The sequence below is a fragment of the Afipia sp. GW821-FHT04G03 genome (genome assembly GCF_059419985.1).
In genome coordinates, this window is the sequence record NZ_JBWKSV010000001.1 from 1,799,505 (window position 1) to 1,826,278 (window position 26,774).

21 protein-coding genes are annotated in these 26,774 nt (G+C 57.8%); 9 read left to right on the forward strand and 12 right to left on the reverse strand.

Features of this window, described 5'->3' with window-relative positions; genetic code table 11:
* Positions 1–100 precede the first annotated feature (100 nt).
* Together AC07UB_RS08600 and AC07UB_RS08605 are read right to left on the reverse strand one after the other, a co-directional pair.
* Positions 101–1,867, reverse strand: a complete 1,767-nt coding sequence (locus tag AC07UB_RS08600; RefSeq protein WP_494651360.1) for a hydantoinase B/oxoprolinase family protein — start codon at positions 1,865–1,867, stop codon at positions 101–103.
* An 8-nt stretch (positions 1,868–1,875) separates the two neighbouring features.
* Positions 1,876–3,939: a hydantoinase/oxoprolinase family protein gene (locus tag AC07UB_RS08605; protein WP_494651359.1), complete on the reverse strand. Its 2,064-nt coding sequence runs from the start codon at positions 3,937–3,939 to the stop codon at positions 1,876–1,878.
* A 175-nt stretch (positions 3,940–4,114) separates the two neighbouring features.
* Between AC07UB_RS08605 and AC07UB_RS08610 the strand changes: the two genes are divergently transcribed.
* Positions 4,115–4,876, forward strand: a complete 762-nt coding sequence (locus AC07UB_RS08610) for an SDR family NAD(P)-dependent oxidoreductase (RefSeq protein ID WP_494651358.1) — start codon at positions 4,115–4,117, stop codon at positions 4,874–4,876.
* Between the two features lie 36 nt (positions 4,877–4,912).
* Here the strand turns inward: AC07UB_RS08610 and AC07UB_RS08615 are convergent, their stop codons facing one another.
* The 3 genes from AC07UB_RS08615 to AC07UB_RS08625 are packed head-to-tail and all read right to left on the reverse strand — an operon-like array spanning position 4,913 to position 8,153.
* The gene (locus AC07UB_RS08615) at positions 4,913–5,713 is read right to left on the reverse strand and encodes a GntR family transcriptional regulator (protein WP_494651357.1); all 801 of its coding nucleotides are present in this window, start codon (positions 5,711–5,713) and stop codon (positions 4,913–4,915) included.
* Positions 5,714–5,754: 41 nt separating this feature from the next.
* Entirely contained in the window at positions 5,755–7,080 is a 1,326-nt protein-coding gene (locus AC07UB_RS08620) for an aspartate aminotransferase family protein (RefSeq protein WP_494652639.1), read from the reverse strand.
* A 23-nt stretch (positions 7,081–7,103) separates the two neighbouring features.
* Complete coding sequence (locus tag AC07UB_RS08625; protein WP_494651356.1) at positions 7,104–8,153, reverse strand: phosphotransferase; 1,050 nt, start codon at positions 8,151–8,153, stop codon at positions 7,104–7,106.
* 852 nt (positions 8,154–9,005) lie between these two features.
* Here AC07UB_RS08625 and AC07UB_RS08630 point away from each other — a divergent pair.
* Entirely contained in the window at positions 9,006–10,397 is a 1,392-nt protein-coding gene (locus AC07UB_RS08630) for an FAD-dependent oxidoreductase (protein WP_494651355.1), read from the forward strand.
* Positions 10,398–10,433: 36 nt separating this feature from the next.
* Here AC07UB_RS08630 and AC07UB_RS08635 read toward each other — a convergent pair whose 3' ends face one another.
* Complete coding sequence (locus AC07UB_RS08635) at positions 10,434–11,147, reverse strand: GntR family transcriptional regulator (RefSeq protein ID WP_494651354.1); 714 nt, start codon at positions 11,145–11,147, stop codon at positions 10,434–10,436.
* Between the two features lie 72 nt (positions 11,148–11,219).
* Between AC07UB_RS08635 and AC07UB_RS08640 the strand changes: the two genes are divergently transcribed.
* Both AC07UB_RS08640 and AC07UB_RS08645 read left to right on the forward strand, forming a co-directional pair.
* The gene (locus AC07UB_RS08640; protein WP_494651353.1) at positions 11,220–12,899 is read left to right on the forward strand and encodes a GMC family oxidoreductase; all 1,680 of its coding nucleotides are present in this window, start codon (positions 11,220–11,222) and stop codon (positions 12,897–12,899) included.
* 29 nt (positions 12,900–12,928) lie between these two features.
* Positions 12,929–13,960, forward strand: coding sequence for a Bug family tripartite tricarboxylate transporter substrate binding protein (locus AC07UB_RS08645; RefSeq protein WP_494651352.1), 1,032 nt, complete (start codon positions 12,929–12,931; stop codon positions 13,958–13,960).
* Between the two features lie 547 nt (positions 13,961–14,507).
* Here AC07UB_RS08645 and AC07UB_RS08650 read toward each other — a convergent pair.
* The 4 genes from AC07UB_RS08650 to psrA form a co-directional block, all read right to left on the reverse strand.
* Positions 14,508–15,824 carry an MFS transporter gene (locus tag AC07UB_RS08650; protein ID WP_494651351.1) on the reverse strand — a complete coding sequence of 439 codons (1,317 nt, stop codon included), beginning with the start codon at positions 15,822–15,824 and terminating at the stop codon, positions 14,508–14,510.
* Positions 15,825–15,934: 110 nt separating this feature from the next.
* Positions 15,935–17,383 carry a phosphonoacetaldehyde dehydrogenase gene (gene phnY / locus AC07UB_RS08655; RefSeq protein ID WP_494651350.1) on the reverse strand — a complete coding sequence of 483 codons (1,449 nt, stop codon included), beginning with the start codon at positions 17,381–17,383 and terminating at the stop codon, positions 15,935–15,937.
* 26 nt (positions 17,384–17,409) lie between these two features.
* A complete protein-coding gene (gene phnA / locus AC07UB_RS08660) occupies positions 17,410–18,654 on the reverse strand; it encodes a phosphonoacetate hydrolase (protein ID WP_494651349.1) in 1,245 nt (414 codons plus the stop codon).
* Positions 18,655–18,717: 63 nt separating this feature from the next.
* The gene (gene psrA / locus AC07UB_RS08665; protein ID WP_494651348.1) at positions 18,718–19,848 is read right to left on the reverse strand and encodes an iron-containing alcohol dehydrogenase PsrA; all 1,131 of its coding nucleotides are present in this window, start codon (positions 19,846–19,848) and stop codon (positions 18,718–18,720) included.
* 78 nt (positions 19,849–19,926) lie between these two features.
* Here psrA and AC07UB_RS08670 point away from each other — a divergent pair, with 78 nt between their 5' ends.
* The 5 genes from AC07UB_RS08670 (at position 19,927) to AC07UB_RS08690 (ending at position 24,112) form a co-directional block, all read left to right on the forward strand.
* A complete protein-coding gene (locus tag AC07UB_RS08670; protein WP_494651347.1) occupies positions 19,927–20,853 on the forward strand; it encodes a LysR substrate-binding domain-containing protein in 927 nt (308 codons plus the stop codon).
* 468 nt (positions 20,854–21,321) lie between these two features.
* The gene (locus AC07UB_RS08675; protein ID WP_494651346.1) at positions 21,322–22,266 is read left to right on the forward strand and encodes a metallophosphoesterase family protein; all 945 of its coding nucleotides are present in this window, start codon (positions 21,322–21,324) and stop codon (positions 22,264–22,266) included.
* Positions 22,267–22,280: 14 nt separating this feature from the next.
* Positions 22,281–22,682, forward strand: coding sequence for a cupredoxin domain-containing protein (locus AC07UB_RS08680; protein WP_492792374.1), 402 nt, complete (start codon positions 22,281–22,283; stop codon positions 22,680–22,682).
* Between the two features lie 132 nt (positions 22,683–22,814).
* On the forward strand, positions 22,815–23,366 hold the full coding sequence (locus tag AC07UB_RS08685; protein ID WP_492792373.1) for a sigma-70 family RNA polymerase sigma factor: 552 nt from the start codon (positions 22,815–22,817) through the stop codon (positions 23,364–23,366).
* Positions 23,363–24,112 carry an anti-sigma factor family protein gene (locus AC07UB_RS08690; RefSeq protein WP_492792372.1) on the forward strand — a complete coding sequence of 250 codons (750 nt, stop codon included), beginning with the start codon at positions 23,363–23,365 and terminating at the stop codon, positions 24,110–24,112. Before AC07UB_RS08685 ends, AC07UB_RS08690 begins: the two co-directional genes overlap by 4 nt.
* A 302-nt stretch (positions 24,113–24,414) precedes the next feature.
* On the opposite strand, the gene AC07UB_RS08695 is transcribed toward AC07UB_RS08690, so the two are convergent.
* Together AC07UB_RS08695 and AC07UB_RS08700 are read right to left on the reverse strand one after the other, a co-directional pair.
* On the reverse strand, positions 24,415–24,921 hold the full coding sequence (locus AC07UB_RS08695) for a DUF3455 domain-containing protein (protein WP_494651345.1): 507 nt from the start codon (positions 24,919–24,921) through the stop codon (positions 24,415–24,417).
* A 198-nt stretch (positions 24,922–25,119) separates the two neighbouring features.
* Positions 25,120–26,115 (reverse strand): helix-turn-helix transcriptional regulator, encoded by a 996-nt coding sequence (locus AC07UB_RS08700; protein ID WP_494651343.1) that lies wholly within the window; start codon positions 26,113–26,115, stop codon positions 25,120–25,122.
* Positions 26,116–26,774: the final 659 nt, after the last annotated feature.

Here is a 26,774-nt window from a genome sequence, read left to right on the forward strand (position 1 = left end):
GCAACGCGCCGCATGCAATCAAAAAAACGTGGCTCGCATCGCCGCGCTTCTCACCCGGCACCAGACGAGATCGAACGGAAAGGATGACCGGATCGACAGGTCAGACTGATCTCAGCAGGGCCGTTGCGGCTTCGTCGATCCCAAAGGCCTCCGTGATTGCGACGCGATAGACGTCGCGGGCGCGCTCGCGGGACACGAGCTTCTCGCGCACGTCCTCCAGCACGCGCGCAGGCTCGCGAAGCGCGGGAGTGCCGTAGCCGCCGCCCCCGCCCGCGACAGAGATCAGCGTCTCTCCGGCCTCCAGCCAGGTGTCGCAATATTGGGGCAGCGCATGGGTCTGACCATCCTTGCGCAACGCCAATTGCTGCGAGCGAGCCGCAGCATCGCCGCCACGGGCGCCCTTCGGGTTGTTGATATTACCGTCTGCAATGAAAATGGCCTGCATCCGGGCTCCGACCGGGCCGTATTCCACCAGAATTCCCGGCGCACCCCTATATGTGCCTGCCCCTTCGCTATCGGTGACGAGCCTGCGCGTCTTCACAATGATCGGCGTGTAAACTTCGTCGAGTTCCACGCTGTCGATGAAACACATGCCGCCGTTTCCCGCGTGCAGCATGGTGAGCCAGGCGTCCTGCGTTGCCGCGCCCGCGCCCCCCGTATGACCAAGGAACAACTGGTTTACATAGGGCTTGCCATCGCGCGGGTCGATGCCTGAGACGACCGCAGTCGATGGAGGGCAGAAACATCCGATCTCGCCCATTCCCGCATCTGGCGAAATCTCCGCCAATGCAAGCTGCGTCGCATTCTGGATCCGATCGGCCAGATTCGTGGTGGAGGCCGAGCAGCTGATCGGATGCGCCGGGCGGCCGACGACACCGCCATCTCTGACCTGGACTTCGATGCAACGAAACGACCCTGCATTCTTAGGCACCGACGGGTCCACCGAATTGAAGACGGCTATCATCGCGGAGGTTCTTGTGCAGGCTTCCGACACGTTGAGGCCGCATGCCATCTGGTCGGGGTTGTCCGTGAGATCGATATCGATCTTTCCAGCCGATGGATCGACTCTCACCTTCGATGTGATGGTAATGCCATCCGCAGGCGTTCCTGGGATCGCATCATGCGTTGAGCGCGCCTCGGCCTTGCCTTCCGAAAGCTGCGATATGGCTTCGACCATACGACTTTCCGAATAGTCGAACCATTGTCGCGAAAAGGCGTCGAGATTTTCCCAACCGAGTTCGCCGCCCATCGCGAGTAGCTCCCGCTCGCCGATGAATGCAGCACCCAGCATGGCGAGGAAATCGCCGTGCCATTGGTCCGGCACGCGAATCCGCATGCGGCACATCCGAACGATATCGTCGTTGACCGCGTAATTCGTGGCGACCTTGACCGCGGGAAAGATCAACGCTCCTTCCTCGTACACGTCCCTTGCCGTTCCGTGATAAGTCGTCGGCACCGAATTTCCGATATCGGCCTGGTGGGCCTTTGCGACCACCGTAAACCGATGAATGCCCTCATCGTCGATGACCGGCATGAGCAGCGTGTGATCGGCGGGATGGGAATTACCGTGGTATGGCGAGTTGTGCAGAAACACATCGCCACGTTTAAGAATAGGGTGATGCTCCTTCATACACTTTCCCATCAGATCCGGCCCTGACAGAACGTGGATCGGAAGGCTTTCTTCGGCCGTGAGCAGATCAGACTCCGCCGTCAGAATGCAGCATGAGAAGTCCTTTGCGCGATTCAGAACGCCCGAGCGACCCGTTCGCAGCAGGGTGTTGCCCATCTTCCTGCACACGCCACCAAAGCGGTTCGCGATGATGGAGAGTCGTGCCCCATCGAGGCGAATTCCTGATCTCTGTTCCATTTCCATTCTCACGGCTTGATGAGCAGACTGCCCGAGTCTTCGAGGAGGAACGAAGCCCGGGGGTCGATCACAATCGTCGTAAACGGCGTCTCCACGATGGCCGGGCCGCGCAACTCCTCACCTGGCACAAGAGCCCCCATTGGAATGACGGGCGCCTCGACCAGGCCTGCATCACGAAAATATGCTTCGCGGACTGCATTTCCCCTCCGCTGCGAACCAGTGAACGTCAGCCGACCCATAGGTTTGTCGCGCAAACCGATCGATACAGCCGCTGTCCAGCAGACGAATTCAATTGCTGAGTGCTCGTCCCTGACCGCAAAAATTTCCTGATGATGCGCGTGGAAGTCCTGCACCAACGCGTCGAGCTCATGCGGCGTGGAGAGGTTCTCCACTCTCACCGGGATCTCGATTTCCCATACTTGTCCCTGATACCGCGCTTCAACGGCAAATTCCACGCGCGCGGATTCACGCGGCTTCCCGGCCCGATCGATAAAGGCCCAGCACCGTTCACGAAGTTCGTTCAAGACTTTGTTGACAGCCTCTGCTCTCCATTCGGACGACCGAATGAAAAACATCGAGCGGAATTCATCGCGCAGATCCGACATCAAGGCCCCGGCGCAACTCAAGGCGGCACCGGTCTCGGGCATGATCAGCAAAGGCGATTGCAGCCGGCGAGCAATGAAAACGGAATTGAAGCCGGCCGCGCCACCGCCGCCGATCAGTGCGGCTTCGCTTGGGTCGATGCCCTGGTTGATGGTGATCTCTTCAATCGCCTGCACCATATTCTCGGTCGCCACCTCGACGATCGATACCGCCGCTTCCATCAACCCCAGACCCAATGGTTTGGCGATCAAGTCGTTGATGGCCTGTCGGGCAGCGACGATGTCCAGCTTCATGCGCCCACCGAGGAAGTAATCGGGATCCAGATGTCCAAGCACCAGTGACGCATCCGTCAGCGTGGGCTCTTTTCCTCCGGCGCCGTAGCATACCGGCCCCGGCACCGAACCCGCGCTTCCGGGGCCTACATGCAGCACGCCGCCGGCGTCCACCTTGGCAATGGACCCGCCGCCGGCGCCGACGCTCTTGATGTCGATCGAGGGAAAGCCCGTCATGTGACCGCGATAGGGATTGCCGATCCACGTCTCCCGCGACTTCGGAATCCGGCCGCGTCGCACGACACTCACATCATAAGTCGTGCCTCCGGTATCTGCGACGATGGCAACCGGCAGCGAACTGCTCAGGTTGGCGTAATAGCGCCCGGCGATCGGCGCCATTGAGGGACCCGAATTGATGGCGTGAATCGGCTGCTTCGCGAGTTCAGCGGCATCCATCATGCCGCCCTGTGAGGTCAACACGAGCGCTCGACCTTTGAAGCCGCTACTGGTCAGCCGCGCAACCAGGCCACCGAGATACCGACTCATCAATGGTTTGAGCGACGCATCGATCGCTGCCGATGAAGCCCTTCGATATTCGCGCAGCGTGGGGTTTACCTGGTGAGATAACGTGAACGGCATTTCCGGGAACCGGTGTTCGATCGCCTCGCCGACTCTCAGTTCGTGAACGGGATTAGCAATGCTCCACAGAAGACAGACCGCGACCGCTTCGATACCCGCGTCGGCGAGTTCATCAAGCGTACGCTTGAGCGCAAAATCGTCGAGAGCCTCCACAACCTGACCTGACGCATTGACGCGCTCGCTGACCTCGAAAGTCAGCGCCCGCGGGATGTAAGGTGCGGGATAGGCAATCCTGAAGTTAAAGGGCTCGGACCGGCCGCCCTCGCGCAGGGTGAGGATATCGGGATGACCCGCCGTGGTTAGCAACGCTGTTTTTGCGGTTCGGCCGGTGATAATCGCGTTAATTGCATGCGTTGTTCCGTGCACGATCAATTCACAGCGACCGAGAAAGTCGTCCAACGTGGCACCTTCATCAGCAGCTGCAGCCGCGGCCGCATCGAGAACGCCCTGTGCCGGATCGCTGGGCACAGTGGAAGCCTTGAACATCTTCACCGTCCCGTCGTCGTACTCCACGATCAGATCGGTGAATGTTCCTCCTGTATCGCAAGCCAGTCTCATGTCGCCCCGTCTATTTGGCCGATGCCGAACGAACCGCCGTCACCCTCGATTATGCATATTATTCTGATATTGCAGAATAACAAGTCTCGTTTTGAGGCCTGGCTCAATTCCGCACGTTGCAGCTTCCAATTATTTCTGATATTTCAGAATCAATATATCAGAAGGGAGACTATTCATGCGCCTAAAGGACAAAGTAGCAATCGTAACCGGATCGACGCAGGGTATCGGCGAGGCCATCGCGCTGCGTTTTGCCCTCGAAGGCGCCAAGGTTGCCATTGTGGCATCGCGTGATCCATCGCGTGCCGAAGCAGTCATCAAGAAGATCGAGGCAAGCAACGGCACGGGCGCCGCCTTTGTTGCCGACTGTTCGAGGGTCTCCGACATCAAGGCGCTGTCTGCAGCCGTGGTCAGCAAATTCGGCCGGGTCGATATCCTGGTCAATAATGCCGGCATCATGCACACTGCCCCCATCGAGGACACAACCGAAGAAATGTGGGACTCGCAGATCGACCTGAACCTGAAGGGTGCCTTCTTCATGACTCAGGCCGTACTGCCGGAGTTTCGCAAGCTGGGCCGAGGCAAGGTCATCAACATCTCGTCAATCTGGGGGATCGGCGCCGGACCCAACTGCCCCGCTTATTGCGCGGCGAAGGGAGGGATCGTGAACCTGACCCGCGCCCTTGCAGTGGAGATCGGTCGCGAGAATATCAACGTAAACTCAATTGCGCCGGGCAATATCGCAACGCCGCTGAATGCCCATCTTCGCGGCGAGGATATGGCCCCTTACATCGCGCAGATGCGGGCATTAACGCCGACCGGCCGGGACTTTCTGAAGCCTGAGGAACTTACCGGCACCGCTGTCTATCTGGCAAGCTCCGACTCCGACGCAGTCCATGGCGTGACTGTTCCTGTCGATGCCGGCTGGGGAGCCTGGTAGACGGAATTCGTCTTCAGACCAAAACACAGCAATCGGCTAAGGACGACTGTCCATCTTCGCCGATTGCTGTTTCATCGAAAGCACCGGCAATCGCGGCGCTATCACTTTGATGGCTTCGTTCAGATCTTTTCTGAGCGCTGACTCCGCTGCTTCCGGATCATGCTTCTTCAAGGCCGTAATGATACGCGCGTGATTATTGACGACGTCTGCCACCTGATACGATTGCATGTACAAATGCATTGACGGACCAATTCGAACCCAAAGGTTCGAAATGACATCGAGAAGAATCGTAGATCCGGCAAGCTTGTAGATTCCGAAGTGAAACAAAAAGTTTTGCCGCATGCTCTCCGTCATGTTGCGCGCAACCGTGTATCTCGCGTTGATCTTTTCCAGGTACGCGATATCCGACAGCGTTGCAGCCTTCGCTGCCAGGCGGGCTGCGTAGCATTCGATCTCACAGCGCACATTCATGATCTCTATATATTGATCACGCGTCAGCTCATTGACGAAGTACGCGCTCTTGTTTCTGCCTTTTATGACTCCGTCCGCTTCAAGCCTTTTGAGCGCATCACGGACGGGCGTTGGACTGATGCCGAAGGCCTGCGCGATCGAACGACCGGTGACGGCGGTCCCTGGCGCCAGCATACCAGCCATAAGCGCCTCCTTGATCCGTCCGTAGACCTGGCGCTCAACGGTCTCGTCGCGGCCTAGATCGATCGAGCCAAGTTGGGGCGATTCAGTCTGCTTGCGTCCGCGGGCGTCTCTCGTCTTTTTCATCGGTGTCGTGGCTGTGATGGAGGCTGAAGCTTTCCTAGCAGACATGGCGAAGGCTTGCACGTTCGGCGCTCCGGTTATCCCTGCCGCTCCATCGGGACCGGCTACTTTTTACTCGAGGCGTTCCCTGACAGGATGGTGTCCAGCGTATCCACCAGCAGATCGGCGTGGTCCATTCCGAAGACCAGCGGCGGCCTGATCTTGAGGACGTTGGCGTCTGGCCCCGTTGCGCTGATAAGGACGCCAGCACGTCGCGCGGAATTGACGACATCAGATGTCAATTCGGAATGCGGCTCCTTGCCTTCGCGGCTCTTTACCAATTCCACTCCGATGGAGAGACCCGCGCCCCTTACGTCACCGATCTGTGGGTGTCTGACCGACAGCCCCCCGAGTCGCTCGCGCAGGTAATTCCCAACGAGTTGGGCATTCTCGATCAAGTTCTCATCTTGGATGACCCGAAGCGTCGCAAGCGCTGCCGCACATGCCACGGGATTTCCACCAAACGTATTGAAATAGCGGCTTGTTCGCCCAAACTCGTTGATGATTTTCGGCTTCGCAACGACGCCGGCAATCGGATGGCCATTTCCCATAGGCTTCCCCATAGTCACGATATCCGGAATGACCCCATGACGCTGAAATCCCCACATACCGGCTCCGGTTCGCCCGAACCCTGCCTGGACCTCGTCCGCAATAAAGACTCCGCCTTCCGAACGGACGACATCAATCGCTTCCTGCAGAAATCCACCTGGTTCGGCGAAGACACCGTCACTTGAGAAAATCGTATCGCAAAGAAATGCGGCCACGCGAATACCATTGCTTCGCATATCGGCGATAGCGGTGCGAACCTGGGACGCAAGTTTGGCGCCCACATCCCGCGACTTGCTGCGATACAAATCCGGCGCGTTTACCGTTCGCACGAACCTACCCTGTTCTACGCCGGCGCCAAGCGACGGTGACAACCTTGCGACCGCGTCGGTTACGCCGTGATAGGCAAGCTTTGTAACGATGAAGCCTTCAGCGCCTGTGTAGGACTTTGATATGCGAATGGCGAGATCGTTACTTTCGCTCCCGGTGCAGGTGAACATGACGTTCGAGAGCTCGCTCGGAAACGTTGCAAGTAACAACTCGGCATATTCGACGATCGTCTCATGAAGATAGCGCGTGTGGGTATTCAGCACCTTGGCTTGATTGCAGATTGCCTCGACAACCTTCGGATGGCTGTGGCCAACAGCAGCCACGTTGTTGTAAGCATCGAGAAGGCGGTTGCCCTCTCGATCGAATAGCCAAACCCCCTCGCCCTTCACAATGTGAATTGGTTGTTGATAAAATAGCCGATATGCGGGCCCCAGAGCCGCTACTCTTCGATCGAGGAGTTTGCCGTCCGTAGCATTCAGCGCCGCATTGCTTCCAGGATCGAACGAATTCACCATCCCCGGGACAAACGTCTCAGTCACTACGAATCTCCCCGGCATGCGTCAAAGAGAATTCCTCGAAACTTTTCACGAGGAATATCGTGGAGGAATTGCAACCCCCTCCATGCCCGAACGCTGTTCCTCAGGATATAGATACTATTGTCAGGTTGTCGTGCTGCACGCCATGCCGAGATAACGCCGACGAGCACTTGCCGCGCGCGAACGAGGTCAAGAACGACATCGAGTTCTGCGGAAAGCAGCGGCGTGTTCGCGTGATAAGATCGGACAACATCGGCTATCGCACGGAGCGGCTCACCTTCGCCATACTCCAGGTACGCCAGAGCAGTCGACACTTCGCTGACCAAAGGCGCCTTAACGAGATCGCCAAAATCGATGATGCCTGAAATCTGATGCGGAAGAGCGTCATCGATGAGTATGTTATGCGGATTGGCATCGTTATGGATGACTTGCTTCCGCAACCGGCTTATGACCGGACCAGCGGTTTCTTCGTATCGGTCCAGCGCAACCTCTGCCAAGCTACGTTTCTCTTGATCGTCGACGAAGTGGATGGCCCCTCGAACGCGGAGCGGATCCGCGGCGTTCCAGAGCAGAGTATGCTCAGATGCTGGATGCTCGAAGCCATCTAATCCTGCATCGAGCAGACCGAGCGATGCGCCGAGGGCCAATCTCGTTTCTTGAGTAGCTTTTGACGCGCTCAACGGGATGCCGGGCATAAATGACATTAAACGCACGATGTGCGCTTGATTACCGAGGATCTCTTGCGGTTGGTCACTTCCATCCAACGACGGCACAATGCGCGGCACACGGAGCAGAGGCATACTCTTTTCCAGATGTTTGAGCGCTGCCGTCTGCAGATCCGTCACCGCTGGATCTTCAGCGGGGTTAGTTATTTTCAGCAAATAGGGGCCCGCCGTCGTATCAATCCGTACATTCGCGTCACGTTCACTCGACAGCACGCGCATCGACCCGGACAGGCCGAAACGCCTTTGTAGAATTCCAGCGACCTCTGCTGCAGAGGCGACCACAGGAGGCGACTCCAATACGCCGTCAAACTCAAATTCTAACGACATAATTCGGAACCGGAATAAGATGGTGCAACTCGCACCCCAAGCCTTGCATTATATCTGGTATATCAGAAAATATTCGCCGCACAAGGGCTGTCTGTGGACCGAAAGCTTAAGCTCGGGCGTAGTGATGATGAAGTCCGCCGAGGACGGGGATGATTCGACGCTCCTGGGCGAGAGACCGGTGCATCTTTGTCCAAAGACCGATGCGTTCTGATGTCGTTGTAGCAGCGAGCGTAGGAACGCAGAATCCGGCACAGATGGCTCTCGCCCAGAACAATCATATGATCGACGCATTAGCGGCGGATCGACCCGATCAACCGTTCGGCAACGTCATTCTGCCAGAGCGAAGTGGTGCAGTCTGCTTGTTCCGGATTATCCATGGCGCACAGTCTGTGACGACGCACCATAGATGCAATCAGGATCGCGAATGAGGTCGCGAGGGGCCTCGTTCCAGGGAAATGCCCCTGACAGGCGATCGGTCGCGTGAAAGACATTTCGAACATCGGATCGACGGGTTGTCAGGCCCCACTATTCCATAATCCGTCAATTCCGCGAATCCTTGCCCGTACGTGGCCGCGCAAACTCCGATCACAACGATCAATGTTAGCGGCAGCATGTCGCCATCGAACCATGTAACATTGACCCCTCTGCCTATTCATGATTGGATCCATGATCATGGCGACATGTGTCGGAGGTTAAATGCGCGTATCTGGGTTAATAGCGGCAGGTCTGCTGGCGGGTTGGCGCAGCGGTTGCTGATCGCCGGCCTGACCGCTGGCGCGGTCAAGGGATAACGCACTTTCGAAAATTCAAATCACGCCATGCGATCTTGCAAACCTTGTGAAAGTAGAACCGATGCAAAAGAAGCAGTTTGATGTTGTCGTTGTGGGTGGAGGCAGCGCGGGCATTGCGGCGGCGGTATCCGCGGCTCGAAACGGCGCCAAGGTCGCGCTGGTCGAAGCGGGTCCGATGCTGGGCGGCGAGCTTCTGACCGGCATGACCATCGACGGGGCTATCAATGGCCGTGGCGAATGGATCGTCGGTGGTATCGTTCAGGATCTTCTCGCACTCTGCCGTCAGTTCGATGGATTCGTGGCGCCTCTGAACGATTGGCGTCTGATTCAGTATGTCGCGTACGATCCGGAAATCATGAAGATCGCAGTTGCGCAACTGGTGTTTGAGGCGGGTGTTGAAGTTTACTTGCACAGCTTCGCCGATGACGTTGTGAGCAGCGACGGCCAGATCGACGGCATTATCGTTCGTAACAAGCAGGGACGGACATTATTCGCGGCGGAAACATTCGTCGATGCATCGGGAGACGCGGATCTGTGTTTCATGGCGAATGCGGCCATGCTGCCAAGCGAGCAACAATCAAATCCTCAGCCGGTCTCGATGATGTTCCGGATGTCCGGCGTCGTAACCGAACCACTGCTGACATTCGTACGTGACAATCCGGATTTTGTCGCAGTCGGTGAAAGCGAGGCGATCCGCGGCGGGCGCACCGACAAGGAAATCGTCGAGGAAATCTATCGTCAGGGTCAGCCCTGCGTGTTCTTCAAGGGAAATGCAGGCTTTCTCGGCAATGCGATTGCGCGCGGCGAGATGTTTCCGACCGCGCTGATCATGATCCAGCCCACCTCCGCCCTGCGCAAGGAAGTCTGCATCAATGCCACGCGGGTGTCGCTGAAGGATCCACTGTCTCCGACCTTGATGGCGGGTGCGATGCGCACACTGGTCAGCCAGGTGCTGCAATGCAGCCGATTCCTCAAGGCCAATGCGCCGGGCTTTGAAAACGCCACGCTGTCCGGAATCGCCCCGCGCATCGGAATCCGGGAAACCCGTCGCGTCGAAGGCGACTACGTTCTCACCGAGGCGGATGTGCTTGGCGCGCTCAAGCGCGACGATGGTGTCGCCAAGGGCTGCCACCATGTCGATATCCATCAGGATGGCACCGGCCAGATTCGCATTCCTGTCGCCGACGGTGGGTCCTACGACATTCCGCTCGGCAGTCTGCTGCCGAAGGGGTTGCGCAACGTGGTCGTGGCCGGTCGTTGTCTCTCGGCGTCACGCGAAGCCCACGGCTCGGCGCGCGTGATGGGTGGATGTATGGCAATGGGTCAGGCCGCCGGAACACTGGCGGCACTGGCCACGCAGCAAAACAGCAAATCGGATGTTCGCGCGATCGGCGTCGCGCGCCTGCGCCAGACCCTGATCCAGCAGGGCGCGGTTCTCGAGGGCACGCGGTAGAGGTGTCCTGCAAAATGCCCGCGGGCGCTTGTCGCTTTAGCTTTTGGTCAGCGACTTAATGTGGGCCTCAACGGCGGCCTTCGTGCCGCCGTTGTGTTCGTCGATCAATTCGATCAGCCGGGCGCGGTCCTTGTGGGTGATCGCCGCCACCATGTCGGCATGGTCGGCACGCGAGCGCTTGATCCGGGCGGTGTGCGTCAGAGCCGTACGCTGGTATCGCTCCGAAAGGTCGAACATCATCGTAATCGTGCGCAGCATGTGACGATTGCCACAGGGCTCATACATCGCCAGATGGAACGCCCGGTTGGCTCGCATATAGCCGTCGAGGTCGGCTTTAGGATCGATCTGGTCGAGCGTCTGCTGGATCGCGACGATCTGCTTGCGAAAATCTGGGGTGAATTTGGGCCAGCTTTCGCGCACCGCCCAGCGTTCCAGATGGCTGCGCGCGCTGTACAATTCTTCCAGATCCCGCGTCGAAATTTCAGCCACCACCGCGCTGTGGTGCGGATTCAGCAGAAGGAAGCCGCGCTCCGCCAGCCGCTCTATGGCCTGACGCACCGGATGGCGGCTGACGTCGAGTTGAGCCGCCAGCTCGATCTGGTCGATCTTGGCGCCGGGCAACAGGTCGCCGTTCAGGATCAGCCGCTGGATTTCGGCAGTCGCATAGTCGGCAGTGCTTTTGTAGCGAACGGTCTGGTTCATGATCTCCCAACCCTGCGAGCGGATGCGTATCCTGCCCGCGCCTTGCAAGGCAACCTAACATACCGCGCTCGATTTGACAGGATCCCTGCGGCAGCTTGACAGCACTTGCCACAAGGATCCATGATCCAATACTGCTTATCCGGAATTCTCGTTTTGGCCAATTATGACTATGTAATCGTCGGTGCCGGCTCAGCCGGGTGCGTGCTGGCCAACCGGCTGAGCTCCGATCCGGACGTCCGCGTGCTGTTGATCGAGGCAGGTGGACGTGACGCCAATCCGTGGATTCATATTCCAGGCGGTATCTTCAAGCTGATCAACGACCCGCGGTTCGACTGGTGCCTTTCGACCCGTCCTGAAAGGCAGTTGAACGGCCGCACGCTTCAATGGCCGCGCGGCAAGGTTCTGGGCGGATCGAGTTCCATCAACGGCATGATCTATATTCGCGGACAGCGCGAAGACTTCGACCATTGGCGCCAGCTCGGCAATGTTGGCTGGTCCTATGCGGACGTGCTGCCCTTGTTTCGGCGCAGCGAGCAGCAGCTTCGCGGCGAATCGGAATTCCATGGCGCGGGCGGCGAACGTTCGGTGTCGGATCCGCGGTTCAAGCTGCCGATTGTCGATGCTTTCGTTCAGGCCGCGACGGAAGCGGGGCTTCCGGTTAATCCCGATTTCAACGGAGCCACGCAGGAAGGTGTCGGTCACTACCAGCTGACCTTGGGCGGTGGGCGCCGCAGCAGCGCCGCGCGAGCATTTCTGGGTCCCACGCGCGCGCGCCCGAATCTGAGGGTTGTAACGCAGGCTCATGTGCGCCGCATTCTGCTGGATGGGCATCGCGCAGTCGGCGTCGAGTATGAGCGCGCGGGCGCGAAGCAGGTGGCTCGCTGCGCGGGCGAGATCGTGCTATCTGCGGGCGCCATTGGCTCGCCGCATCTGTTGCAGCTCTCCGGGATCGGCGATCCGGATTCACTTCGGGCGGCCGGTGTCGAAGTTCTGCAGCCGCTCCCCGGTGTCGGGCGCGATCTGCAGGATCACTTGCAGGCGCGATGCGTCTACAAGACGAAGATACCGGTGACGCTCAACGACAGCACCAGAACGCTGATGCAGCGCGCGGGAATTGGGCTCGACTATGTGCTGCGCCGGCGCGGTGTGCTCAGCTTCGGCGCCAGTCTGGCGGGCGCGTTCGCTCGCACGCTGCCGCATTTGGCGGTCCCCGATGTGCAGTTCCATTTCCAGCCGCTCAGCCTCGACCGCTACGATGGCGGCCTGCATCCGTTTTCCGCCTTTACGATTTCGGTCTGTCAGCTTCGGCCGTTCAGCCGCGGCCGCGTGACATTGAATTCTGCCGATCCGTTCGAGCCACCCGCCATCGAGGCCAACTATCTGGATGCCGTCGAGGACCGGAAGATTCTGGTCCGGGGTGTGCGCCTATTGCGTAAAATCGCTGCGGCGCCGGCGCTGGCGCAGCACGTCGGGAGCGAGTGGAAGCCCGGTAGCGATGTCGCCTGCGATGACGACATTCTCGATTACATCCGGAGCACCTCGACATCGATCTTCCATCCGGTCGGCACCTGCCGCATGGGCCGGGACGCGGATGCCGTGGTGGACGATCAGTTGCGCGTCAACGGCATTGGAGGCCTGCGGATCGAGGACTGCTCGATCATGCCGACCATCACGTCCGGCAACACCAACGCCACCGCGATCATGATCGGCGAAAAGGCTGCGGCGATGATGATCGCGGATCGGAAGAAGCCTGCGGCTGATGACGGAAAATTTCAGGCAACATTTGCAACGGCTGTCTGACAGGCAGCTCATTGAGTTTGGAGAGCATCATGACCATGACGTCGCCCCGTCCGATCCGCCGGCCCGCCGGCCTGTTGTCGCGCACTGCAGTCTCGGCTCTCGCCGTCGCAGGCCTGATGTCGCTCCTTGCAGCGACAGCGCGGCCGGTTCGCGCGGACGATGCTTATCCAAGCCGCAACATCCAGATGATTGTGCCGTTCTCGGCGGGCGGCGCCACTGACATTCTGGCGCGCCTGATCGCCGATCGCTTCCGCGACAAATGGGGACAGGCGGTCGTTGTCGATAACCGCGTCGGAGCGAGCGGAAATCTGGGCGCCAATTTCGTCGCCAAGGCTACGCCGGACGGTTACACGCTGCTGATGGGCGCGATTGGCACCAACGCAGTCAATGTCGCCCTGTTCGATAACATGCCGTACGACACCGCCAACGATTTTACCCCGGTGACGCAGGTTGCAAGCTTTCCCATGCTGCTGGTGGTTCATCCCTCGGTGCCGGCCAAGTCGCTGGCTGAGCTGATCACGCTGGCCAAGGAACAGCCTGGCGCGCTCAATCACGGTTCCGCAGGGAAAGGCGCGTCGCAGCATCTGGCCGCGCTGCTGTTCGAGTCGATGACCGGCGCCCGGTTCCAGCATATCTTTTACCGTGGCGCGGCGGCGATGCTGCCGGACCTTCTCAGCGGCAGGGTTCAGCTGTCGTTCGGCGATATGGCTTCCATACTTCCTTACATCAAGACCGGCGAACTGCGGGCGATTGCGGTCACCGCCACCAAGCGCTCGCGCCTGCTGCCGGACGTCCCTACCCTCGATGAAGCCGGCCTGAAGGGCTACGACGCCTCCGCCTGGTATGGTCTGTTCGCGCCGGCCAAAACCAGCCCCGCGACTGTCGACAAGCTGAACACGGAAATTGTCAGCGCGCTGAAAACCGAGCAGATGATCGCTCGCCTTGAGCAGTTGGGCGGCGAGCCGGTAGGCTCGACCCCTGCGGCCTTCAAGGCCTTCGTGCAAGGCGAGATGACACGCTGGAGCGATGTCATCCGCAAGGCCGATATAAAGGCGGAGTAGCTCGCCTCAAGTTATAATAGTGTCGAGAATGGACAACTCCTCAAACATAAACGCTGGATTATGTTTAAGCTCAGCGCGTCAATTCCGCGAATGAGGAAATCCCGCCTCCAAGAGGCTTCGCGAGGCCTGCCTCGCAAATAATCTTGTGAATTACCCCCCATAAACCGTTCGTCAGGTGATCGGCTTTACTTCGCCTTCAACCCACCTCGAGCTGGAGGGCGCTGGCAGAAAAACGGTCTCTCCAGAGAATGACCTTGTGTGGAAAAGCCCGCCATTGGGGCCTTTTATCGCAACTAAGAGAGAAATTCTCTGAAAGCCGGACTGAATGGCTGGAGTGAGAGGATTCGAACTCACGCATTCCTGACCGAACTTTGTCTCCGAACCGCTAAACCCGCAATCGAGAATTTCAAGGGATTAAATCCTTGATCTGCACGGCGGTGCCGCGGCCAATCAGCACCATCGCCTTGGTGTGAACATTGATCAATACGGGTCCAGGCCAATAAGAAGGCCCGCCGTTGGCGGGCCTTTTCAGTGAATGAAGCTAACATTATCGGCGGATGAAACTTGCAACCGTGGCGCTTGCAGCGGCACACGCTGCGACAATCAGGAATACGACCGAGGTTTCGCCTCGCGTGTCCATGAAATGCCCGATGATCGGCTCACCCAACCCGGCGAACAGATACGCACAGAAGTTCATGATGCCGGTCGCGGTGCCTGCCCGCTTGTGTCCCACCAGATCGGGGCACAAGGCCCAGAATGAAGACTGGGGACCATAAACGAAGAAGCCGCACAGAAAGAGGACTGCCAGTCCCTGATACACCGCCGTGGTGGGAATGGTGTACATGTAAAGCGCCGTAATCGCAGCCAGAACCATGTAGAGCACGATCGCGGACGAACGGCGCGAATTGAAGAACTTGTCCGAAACCCACCCATTGGTGAAAGCGCCGAAGGCCATTCCGACAGGAAGCGCGATGCTGATCCATCGGGGGTCGATGACCGATGTATCTGCTGCTGCCTTGGTCCAGTTAGCACCAAGAAAGTGCACCGGCACCCAGACCAGAAGCCCGTACCTAGCGGCATTCTGAAACCCAATGGCAAGACCGGCAACCAACAGCCGCCAGTTGGACAAAACCGCCTTGTATCTGGCCAGCGAGCTTTCAGACTCGTCGACTTGTGCCGTCGCAGCTTCGTCCACCGCATCGTCGTGAGGCGATGCAAAACCCATATCTTCCGGTTTCTCACGCGCGATCAGATAGAAGGCAATACCGCCGACCAGCAAAAGCACAACAGGAATTCGGAAAATCCAGCGCCAATCGAGATGGAAGTAACCAACGACAATCAGCGACGTGACGAACGAGAGAACCGAAGCGAGTCCAGCTGCAAACGTGTACATGCCGTACACCTTGCCCCGCTCGTGACGCCCCCACCAATTCGATAGAAGGCGGCTGCCCGGCGCCCACCCCATCGCCTGGAAGTATCCATTGATTCCCCAGAACGCCGTCAGGCTGACGATCCCTGTAGAAAAGCTGGTCGCCCAGTTCATGATAAAGGACAGAATGGCGCCCGCGCTCATCACGCGACGGCCGCCATACTTGTCGCCGAGGTTGCCGTTGATGGCCTGACCGATGGCGTAACACCATAAAAGCGCAGCGCTGGCCCAGCCCAGTGCCGCTTTGCTCACGCCAAATTCGGCCTGAATGCCCGGGATCGCAAAGCCAAAGGTTTGCCGCCCGGTATAAAAGAAAAGATAGCAAAACATCGCGGCCAGCAGCATGCGCCACTGCGCGCGCCGGAAACTGGTCGCCAATTCCGGATTTGTCGTCCCAACGGAGCCTATGCTCGCCGGGCTTTGCATAACGGACATTCAAGCCTCCCTGTGTTTACCCCGGATATCGGACGGCCCTTCTTTGGAGCCGTTCCTGATTCATGCGATTGAGTGCGCTGTTGCGACCGGATGAATCCGGCCGCCTGTCGTCAGGAGACCCAAGGAAGCGAATACGTCTTCATGTTCGTGAAGCTCTTCATCGCTTCCTGCACGCCTTCCTTGTAGCCAAGTCCGGAATCCTTGATGCCGCCGAACGGTGACATCTCGATGCGATAGCCGGGCACTTCCCAGACATTCACCGTGCCGACGTCGAGTTCGTTGACGAACCGCGTGATGTAATCGAGACGATTGGTGCAAACGCCCGATGACAGACCGAAGGCTGTTGAATTGGAAATACGGATCACGCTCTCGATGTCATTCGGGACTCTGATAATCGGAATCACCGGACCGAACGTTTCTTGCATCACCAGTTCGGACGTGTACGGGACATAATCGACCACCGTCGGCGGAAACAGAGCACCTTTCCGCTCATCTCCATAAAGCAGGTGTGCACCGTCCTTCACAGCGTCCTTGACCCGGCGCTCGAATTCTTTCGCCGCGCCTTCATGGATAACCGTCCCGACATCCACCGACGGGTCCATCGGATCGCCGCACTTCAGCTTCTTCGCTTTCTTGAGCACGAGTTCGGCGAACTCATCGGCAACCGCTCCGACGCACAGGATACGTTTAACGGCGGTGCAGCGCTGGCCTGAGTTCTTGGTGGCACCCAACACCGCCAGCTCTGCCGCCTTATCAAGGTCGGCATCTTCCATGACGATCAGCGGATCGTTGCCGCCGAGTTCGAGAACCAAGCGCTTGTAGCCGGCGGTCGCGGCGATATGCTTGCCGACGCGGACGGAGCCGGTGAAAGTGACGAGATCGGCGTCAGGATCGGTAATCATGGCGTCCCCCATCGAATGGGGATTTCCGGTCACGACCGAAAGCATTTCCGGCGGGAGACCTGCTTCATAGAGAACGTCGGCCAAGGCCAGGGCGGTGAGTGGCGTCAGTTCGGTGGGCTTCAATACGATCCGGTTGTTGGTCGCGATCGCCGGCGCGATCTTGTGGCTCACCATGTTTAGCGGGTGATTGAACGGCGTGATTGCCGAGATGGTCCCCAGCAACGGCGTGCGCATGGTGAAAATCTTGCGCGCCTTGCCCTGCGGGCTGATGTCGCACGAGAAAACTTCGCTGTCGTCCTTGATGGTCAACTGGCCGGCGAAGGAATAGACGTCATAAGCGCGGCCGGCTTCGTACAGTGAATCTTTCCAGCACAACCCCGATTCAGAGGTGATCAGCCGCGCGAACTCTTCCTTGCGGCTTGCAAGAAGGTCAGCCGTCTTGAGCAGGATCTGTTGACGCTCATAGCGCGTCAGTTTCGATTTGAAGGCCTTGGCTCTGGCGAAAGCGCTCCGTACATGCTCGGGGCGCGCCGCAGGAACCGTGCCGACAACCTTGTTGGTATAGGGATTGAAGACCTCGACGCGCTCGTCGGTATCCACCAGCGATCCCGCGATCCGCATCTGTTCGTGACGAACGGCTTGAGCCTGAATGTTCATTGAAAGCTCCTGTCGGCTAACGCCGGTCACTGAATGCGGTTGAGGGCCACGTCGAAGACGTCGAAATTCCGCAGGACATGACCAGGCGGAATGACGATCTTGCCATTTGCGATCAGCGGAACGCGCTCTTCCGTGAGGCCTCCGTGCGATCGGAGCGGTTCGGTCAGCCCCGAAAGGTCGTGACGATCCCGGCTGGTTCCGAGCACCTTGTGTCGCGACGAGATGACCACGATGTCGCCAACCCGATCGGTCGGCAACTCGAAGCGATCGCAGGCAGCTTTCCTGGTCATCGCCAACTCAACGCCCGGGGTGCTCTTTAGCCTGGCAATAAGAGCTTCGACATCGCTTCCGGCGGGCGTATAGACCGTCGCGAACGAACCCAACGATCCATGATGCGCCACATAGGGATCGGTGATCGGCAAGATCACGCGCGCCTGCCCCTTGCCCATCCACTCGTCGAACAAATCCTGCAGGAAAAGAACATCGGGCTGACCGCCGGGAATGAACTTGTCGTTCATGCCGTGGTCGGCGGTAGCGACGATGTTGCAGCCCAGCGCATCGAGCTTCGCCAGATAACCGTCGATCATTCCATAGAAGTCGTTGGCTATCTTGGTGCCGGGACCAACCTTGTGCTGGATGTAATCTGTCGTCGAGAGGTACATAAGATCGGGCCGATGACGTTCGACCAGCTTCACGCCGGCGGCAAATACGAACTCCGACAGATCGGCGGAGTAGACCTCCGGGAGCGGCAATCCGACGAAATTGAGAAGATCATCGATTCCGTTGTCCTTGATCGTCGCCTGGTCGGCCTTCTCGGACGAAAAAGCGAAGGCGCGGCCGGTGCTGTAGTCCAGTCCGTGCGACAACAGCGTCCGCAGCTTGTCCTTGGCTGTGACAGCCGCGACCTTGAACCCCGCGTCATGAACACCCGACAGAATTGTCGGGGCACGCAGGAATTTCGGATCATTCATCATGACTTCGACGCCATTGGCCGTGTCGTAGAAGTAGTTACCAGCGATGCCATGCACCGATGGCGGCCGTCCGGTGATGATCGACAGATTGTTCGGATTGGTAAAACTCGGGATCACGCTGTTGGCGTGAACGTGCGCACCGTCCTTCATGAACCGCGCGAAAGTCGGCGCGACTCCGGCTTCAATGGCCTTCTCGATATATCCGGGCTCTGATCCATCGAGGCAAATGACGACAGTCGGCCGCGTGGGCGGATTGTAGTTGCGGCCGTTGACGACGATTGGCTTTCCGTTGGTTTTCATGATCGCTCTCCCTTGATCCACGATCGCGCGGAGTTTCGCGTAATCGGGCGAATAGTGTTGTGTTCAGGCCGATATTGCCGTCGGCAGGCGTATCGTCTGCGATGCCTCGATCAGCCGGTCTGCCGAGCCGAGAAAATTCTTTCCGCGCTCGCCTTGGAGCGACTCCTCAATGAGGGTCCGCCATTCCTGACGATCGATTTTGTACGAAGCGGGATTGCTGGAGATTCCGAGCAACCCCAGAAAATCTTCTAGATCGTCGGCGCCGCGGAGCAGATCGGGGCCAAAAATCTGCTTCAGGCTGCTTTCGCAGATGCCGCCGGCGCCTTGAACGCTTCGCAGCACCATCGGCAGCGAGAACGAACACGCGATTCCGTGCTGAACGCCGTGCCGCAGCGTGATCGGATAGGACAGCGAATGAGCAATCGCGGTCTTTGTGTTCGAGAATGCCAGGCCTGCAAACAGGGCGGCCATCGCCACGCGCTCGCGCAGTTCAATATTGCCGAGATCCTTCACAAGCTTCGGCAACGCATCGAGGATATTGCGGGCGGCGAAGACAGCGTGATTGGCAGACACCGGATTGTTGTTGACGTTCCACAGGCTTTCCAACGAGTGGGACAGCGCATCGAGGCCGGTGCTGATCGTCAGCAGTAACGGTTTGCCCAGCATCAAACGCGGATCGACGAGGGCGTGCGTCGGATAAAGATTCGGTCTGGCGAGTGAGTATTTCTTGCCATTCGCCTCGTCCCAGACAGTCCCCCAGCAAGTGACTTCGCTGCCGGTGCCCGCCGTGGTCGGAACAGCAATGATCGGGATCGCTGAAAGCTGATCTGCGCCCTTCTGCTCTTCCAGGAACAATTTCACCTTTTCGAAGTCACCGCTGGCTGCCGCAAACACCTTGGCTGAATCGATGACAGAACCGCCGCCGAGCGCCACGATCACGTCCGGCTGCAACTCCAATTGGGCAAAGCGCTTGGTCTGCTCACTAAGCAATTGGTAGTCGGGATTGGGCGCTACATCCCGAATGGTCAGAACAGGTGCGCCCGCATCCTTTGCTAGTCCGCTCACAAGCGTGTCGAAAAATGGCTCACCGTAGGTGACCACGGCATATCGGCGCTTTCCGATCAGCCCGGGCAGCTTGGCGAAACTGTCGACGCCGAATTCAATCTGAACGGGGTTTGTGTATTTCCACACCATTGCGTTTCTCCCTTTCGAGCAATGGTAGGCAACCCCTTACTATTGACAAATTCATATTTGCAAGGCGAACTATTGATTATGTCAATAGTGTTTAGCCAAATCCGCGCCTTCCATGCCGTAGCCCAACACGGCGGCTTTACAGCGGCTTCACGCGTACTGAACGTCGGCCAGCCAACTCTGACCATTCAGGTTAAGGAGCTTGAAGAGAGTTACGGCGTCGAACTTCTGATCCGAAAATCGAGGCAGGTCGAGTTGACGGAAGCTGGTGCCGCGCTGTTTGAAATTACGCGTGGCATCATGAAATTCTGCGATGAAGCCCACGAACTGTTGGCCGCGCATGGCCAATCGACAAAAGGGCATCTTCGCCTCGCGACAGTGGGCCCCTTTCACGCGACCGAGATTCTGGCGGCCTTCAACCGGGATCACCCGGGCGTTCAAATTTCAACGCTGCTTGGGAATTCAGAGCGCACGCTTCGCCATATCATCGACTTCGAAGCGGAGGTTGCCATTCTCGCAGAGGTCCCTGACAATCCGCGTGTCATAATGATCCCCTATCGAACGCATCGCGTGGTTGTCTTCGTGAATGGAGACCATCCCTGGTTCAACCGGAAGTCGATAAAGCTGCATGAACTCGCAGATCAGCGATTTGTCTTGCGCGAACGCGGTTCAACCACACGACGCGCATTCGAAGCAGCCATCCTGAGCGAAGGACTAAAGATCAATCCAGTCTTCGAGATCGAAAGCCGGGAAGGCGTTTGGAAGGCCGTCGAGCGAGGCCTCGGCATAAGTGTGGTCGCCGATTTTGAATTCGTTCCGCACCCGAACTTGCGCGCACTGGAAATTCAGGGCCGAGCCATCAGAACGCAATACAGCATCGCCTATCACAAGGATCGGGCACACTCCCCGATCATAAAGGCCTTTGTTAAGACGGTCAGCGAAATGAAGGCCGGCTTTGCTAAAGGCTCTGCGGAAAAACGAAGCATCTCTTCCTCGCGCAAAAGGTAACCGTGACTGCGTGGCCTACCGCGCAGTGGTTTTATTCTCCAGTCTCTGAGGCGAGTCTCCAGAAAACGGGAATTCTTCAATGGTTGAGTGGAGACTGACCCCCGATTTCGGAAGATAGTGGTTCGAATCCGGTCTCTGTCGAGACTCCCCATGCCTGGAAGGCCCGCCATTGGCGGACCTTTGTCACGCTCAGCAAAGAAATTCTCCGGAACCCGGACTGGCTGGCTGAGGCGAGAGGATTCGAACTCACGCATTGCTGATCGAACCGGTCTCTGCCGGAGCGTTCGCAAATTTTGGAAAAATCCAGCTAAATCAATGGGTTTAAAATGATCGCTCCGGATCCGCGTTGCCGGCCGACTAGGGAAGCCGCCGCCGATAAGCAGCCGTGCACCTCAACGGGAATAAAGCTTCAACTCGGCCGGTCTCCTCATTGAAAGCCGGTATTTGGGCTCATGGAGGGAGACAGACATGACTAAACGCATTGATGACGGCCAGCCTGATCATGATCGCCGCCATGCACTGGAATGCATGGTCTGGGCAGGTACTGGTGTGCTCTGGGGCATGAGTGGCGGCGTTCCACATTCAATCGGTCTCATCGGCGACGCCCTTGCTGCCAAGCCGAAGGGCTTCACATTTTTGCAGATGAGCGACAGCCATATTGGGTTCGACAAGGCAGCCAATCCAGATGCACTCGGCACCTTGCGGGAAGCGGTCGCCAAGGTGAAGGCTATGAAGGAGAAGCCGGCATTTATTATTCACACCGGCGATATCACGCACCTCTCGAAGGCCACCGAGTTCGACAACGCCCAACAAGTCTTCAGCGAGACCGGGGCACAAATTCACTATGTGCCGGGCGAGCACGACATCATCGACGAAGATCGCGGCAAGGCCTACCTCGAGCGTTATGGGAAGGGCTCAAAGGGCACGGGCTGGTATAGCTTTGACGATAACGGTGTTCACTTCGTTGGCCTGGTCAATGTCGTTGACTTGAAAGGCGGCGGTCTTGGCAATCTCGGCGCTGAGCAGTTGGCTTGGCTTGAGTCTGATTTGAGAGACAGGTCCAATAGCACGCCTATCGTCGTATTCGCTCACATACCGTTGCAGGTGGTCTATCAACAATGGGGGTGGGGCACGGAGGATGGCACGCAGGCGCTGATGCTGTTGAAGCGCTTCGGCTCCGTTACTGTTCTCAATGGGCACATTCATCAGCTGGTGCAAAAGGTCGAAGGCAACATGACCTTCCACACCGCGATGTCGACGGCGTTCCCGCAACCCGCACCGGGTACGGCACCATCGCCAGGTCCGATGCTGGTGCCTGCCGATAAGCTGCGGTCCATGCTTGGGTTGTCCAGCATCAGCGTCGTGCAAGGCGATAAGCCGCTCGCCATCGTCGACCACAGGCTCGCAAGCTAATGATAGGGCACGAGATGAAGGTCATCAAAGATTGCTTCCATGCCTTGTCAGGGCGGGTTGCCGACAACCGCGCCATCGCCATTGCGACGCTGCTGGGGCCAATCGTTGGCGTCGTTCTGGCGTTAGGATCGCTGTCGGCGGATGAAGCCAAAGCTCCCTCCGCAACGACCATCACCATCGATAATTTCACATTTGGACCACCCGAATTGACCGTTGCTGTCGGTACAACGATCACGTGGGTAAATCACGACGACATCCCGCATTCAGTGGTCGAGAATGACAAGAAGTTTCGATCGAAAGCACTCGATACGGATGATTCCTACTCATTCAATTTCGCGACAGCCGGGACGTTTCAGTATTTTTGCGGGTTGCACCCCCATATGGTTGGAAAGGTGATCGTGAAGCCCTCAAGTTGAAAAAGCGCAAATCACAAAATCTTTAACGACGGGTCGGCGTTTGAATTGCAGTCGTATCGTACTTCCAGCACCATACTAAAAGGCTCCGCTCCGGTACCGGATGCTCGATCGGAGCGGGTGCAAGCGCATGCGATGGGTTCAAATTTGACTACGAAGGATGACCGCACTCTATTCAATGAGGTGTTTCTGCCATACCTCGCAGAGGCCTATCGCTTGGCGCAATGGCTGACCGGTAACGCATCTGACGCAGAGGACGTCGTCCAAGATGCGGCGCTCCGCGCGTTTCGCGGAATAAAAGGCTTTGGTGCCATCAATGCGCGAGCATGGTCGCTGACGATCGTGCGCAATACTGCCTATAGCTGGCTTTTAAAGAACAGACCAAAGACAGTCGTTTTCGCCGAGCTTGATACTGCTGAACAGCAGGAAGTTGAATTTCAAAACGCATACACCGAGCGAAAATCTACGCCGGAAGAAGACATCATTCTTAAAGCGGACATCGCTGATCTCCGCAACGCGCTGAATCTACTGCCAACCCCGCTTCGGGAAATCATCGTTCTAAGAGAAATGCATCAATTAAATTATCGCGATATTGCCGAAATAACGAATATTCCCATCGGCACTGTTATGTCCCGGCTATCGCGCGCTCGTCAATTTTTGATCGAACGCTTGAGGGACCGCCCATGATGATCGCCTCAAGGCAAAACAACGAAGAGGACCTTTTGCAGGCCTATTGTGACTCCGCCCTTGATCCGACTGCGGCCGCAGAATTCGAGCAGCGCATGGCAGCCGATCCCTTCTTACGTGCGCGTTACAATCAAATCATGTCTTTACGCCAAGCTTTACACTCGTTGCCTCAGAATACGCTGCCTGAGGATTTACTGAAACGAGTTACATCATCGCTGGACGCTGAACGAGTTCAGCATCATGGCTGGTCGTGGCAGGCGATGGCGGCGTCAGCGCTAGTCGGCGCGGCGCTGGCCGGGTCAGTCATGCTGTCCATTCATCGCCTAAGTCAGCGTCAGGAAATCACCCAACAGGTGGTCGCGAGTCACATTCGCGGACTATTGGCGCCGCAGCCGTTCGATGTCGCATCGTCGGACAAACACACTATCAAACCGTGGTTCACGACGCGCATCCCGGAATCGCCGCAGGTTATAGATCTTGCGGCGCAAGGCTTTGTGCTCGCAGGCGGAAGAGTTGACGTAATCGGCCGCGAACCGGTTGCAACCATCGTCTATCGGCATGCAGCGCACGTCGTAAGCGTAACCACGCTTCGCCAGAACCAGTCGTTGCCTTTCGAAATGATGGCTGGATACAACGTCCGTAGTTGGGTCGATCGCGACTTCACTTATGTCGCTGTCTCAGATTTGCCGGCCGAAGACCTCATGGCGTTCGAATCCGCATTTAGGTCAGGGATGTCGCATCAATGAATGCTGGTGTCCCCAGAACCGATCGTTGCAGATAATCCCTCCAACTCACTCGCTACACAGCGGATTAAACCCCACTTCGCTCAGCCTACGACGGCCCGTCAGCCCAAGATGTGTCCATCAAAGACCTCCGCCCGCAATGCCACCACCACCGCGCAGTGGGTTTATTTTCCCGTCTCCGGCGCGAGTCTCCAAAAAACGGGAATTCTTCGACGGATATTCGGATCCGCCTCAACAGTGGCTACGGTTTCGACAACGTCGGATGATCAACAAGTCTGCCGACCTCGACCAGGATGAACGCAGAGCTAGCCGCGCAGGAACACATAATCTGCGGAGTACGGTACGCCGCGGAAGCGACCGGCCTCGTCGCAAACTCCACGCACAACTCCGCCTTGCGTATTGATACGCTGCACGTTGGTCACGCCGGACAAAATTCCGCTGCCGCGTTGGTCCACGACATCGAGCCTTAGCCATGGGATGTCATCTTCCGTCGCGCCGGGGGAGCTGCTGACCGATTTGGCGCGCACTATGCTGCCATCGACATGCTCCCAACGTGGCCCGGCGTAGTGGCGTCCAATGGTGCTACCGTCAAGAATAAGTGTGGCGGTTGGCTCGCGGGCCTGCCACACGAGCTTTCCGTCGGAGGTGCGCATGCATTCATAGACTTGAGCGCCCTCCGCATGGAAGATGGCAGCAATTGGCAGATTGTTTGTTGCAATTGCCGATGGCACTTGGGCGGATAGCTGAGCGGCTGCCAGCAAACCAACGCTGAGTGATAAGGCGAATAGTTGTGTTTTCCAGTGAGCGTACATTGGGTATTAACCTCGCGGCGTTCTGATCAGGATGAGAGTGAACTTCGCCGGAACCCTAATCCTGCATAGACACACGCGCGCCCTTCGATCGGGGGATGCAAGAGGCGGAATTATACGAAGCATCCATCCGTGAGGATGCTAACCGCCGCCACCTCGGGAGACGAATCCACAGCCATTACAAATCCGCGGCACAACGCCTTAGACCAATGCGTTCCTGGCCCCAGCATGTCTAATGTCACTGGGTGTGACGCCATAGTGTCTTCGAAAGCAGCGGTTGAAGTACGAAAGGTCTCCGAAACCTACATCGTAAGCAATTGCGCTCACGTGACGCTCGTCCGCATGCGGTTTACACAGAATTCGATGCGCTCGTGTGATGCGCTGCCCAAGCACGTAAGCGGAGAATGTATTGCCGTCGAGTTCAAAGAGTCTCTGAAGTAAACGGGGGGTTACTCCGAGATATGTCGCCACTTTCCCGATCGACAAGTCTCGTCGGCTGATGTTCGCAGCGATGTAGGCTTTGGCGACTTGCAGTCGTGCCGCCCGCGCGCCGCGCCTTTTGGCAGTCTCCGCGGTGTCGCGCGTCGCACCAAGGGTGAGTGCGAGAAGATCATGCACATGCCCGATGGCAAGATGCTGAAGGCCACGCAACCTCAACACGTTCTCGTCCATCAACGTGTCTGTATAGTTTGTCAGCAGCTGGAGGGCCGCCGACCGTTGTGGGATCAATCGCATGACGGCGTCGTCGACGTCAACAACAAGGGAGAGAACCGAATGCGGAACCCGATGCGAGGCATAGTTGCCGTAAGAGGAGCGCTCAAATGTCGTGACGTCATCACCGCTCAGCAGCACAGCATCTCCTTTGTGGAGCATGACCTCCCGACCACGCGCACGCACGGAAAATGGCTCCCCTCGATTGACGAAAAGACCAAGATCATCATCCGAAATAGAGGCTTGCGTTCGCGTGACCCGGCCGCCTGACATCGCGCCCCGCAACAGATGCAGTCCCGGCAAGATACGGGAGGTTATACAGGCGGCAAATGGCCTGTCCCTGGCAGGCTCAATTTCCACGCGAAAAACAGTTCGTCCGTAATGCTCGCGCCACATGGCGACCCGGTCTTTCTCCGGCAGTTCGTCCGTCGAAAAGCACACAGTCCTCAAACTGGATGGACCGCTCATAAGACTGGCTTTCGGCAAGCACGAATCGTCGTCATGGGATTCATCGTCGCACCCATCGGTTCGGTCATATGGAATCCGGATCGTTTGCGGATCAAATCTAGGCCGAACGCCTGCGCACCGCGTCCTACGATCGGAGGATAAGCTGCGGGTTCTCCATAGATCGAGCCCGGAATCGGTCGAACGGGCTTTTGACCCCGGGCGGATGTTTCGATCAGCCGCATGACCGAGGCGTTGGCAACGAGTTGGTTTGGGGCGCGGCGCGCTCTTTCTAACCCGCGGGACTTTCACCATCACTCGCTGCCGCTACATGGCTTCGCTTCCACACAGCGCTATACTGCTGCAACTTGTTTCACGACGCGGAGTCCACTTTGTTGGATTGCGTTCAACCCTCGACCGGAGATCATTCAGATCCGTGAAAACATCGACCTGCCGCCGCGTCAGACGTAGAATCTCATCAACGATCTAAGACGTCATCGTTGTTGCAAGTCTTTTTCATTGTTTATCGCAATTCGCCGTCGCCTGGTGCGGTGAACAACGGACTGCTGCGAACAATGTCGTTTCAGGCCTAGTCCCTGTCGCGTGAGTCCAAGACGACGAAGCCATCCCCACGCTATTTTTTCCCGGAAGCTCATCCTGTCCCCCCCGCGGCGTTTCGTCTGGTTGGTCGAATGATTTAC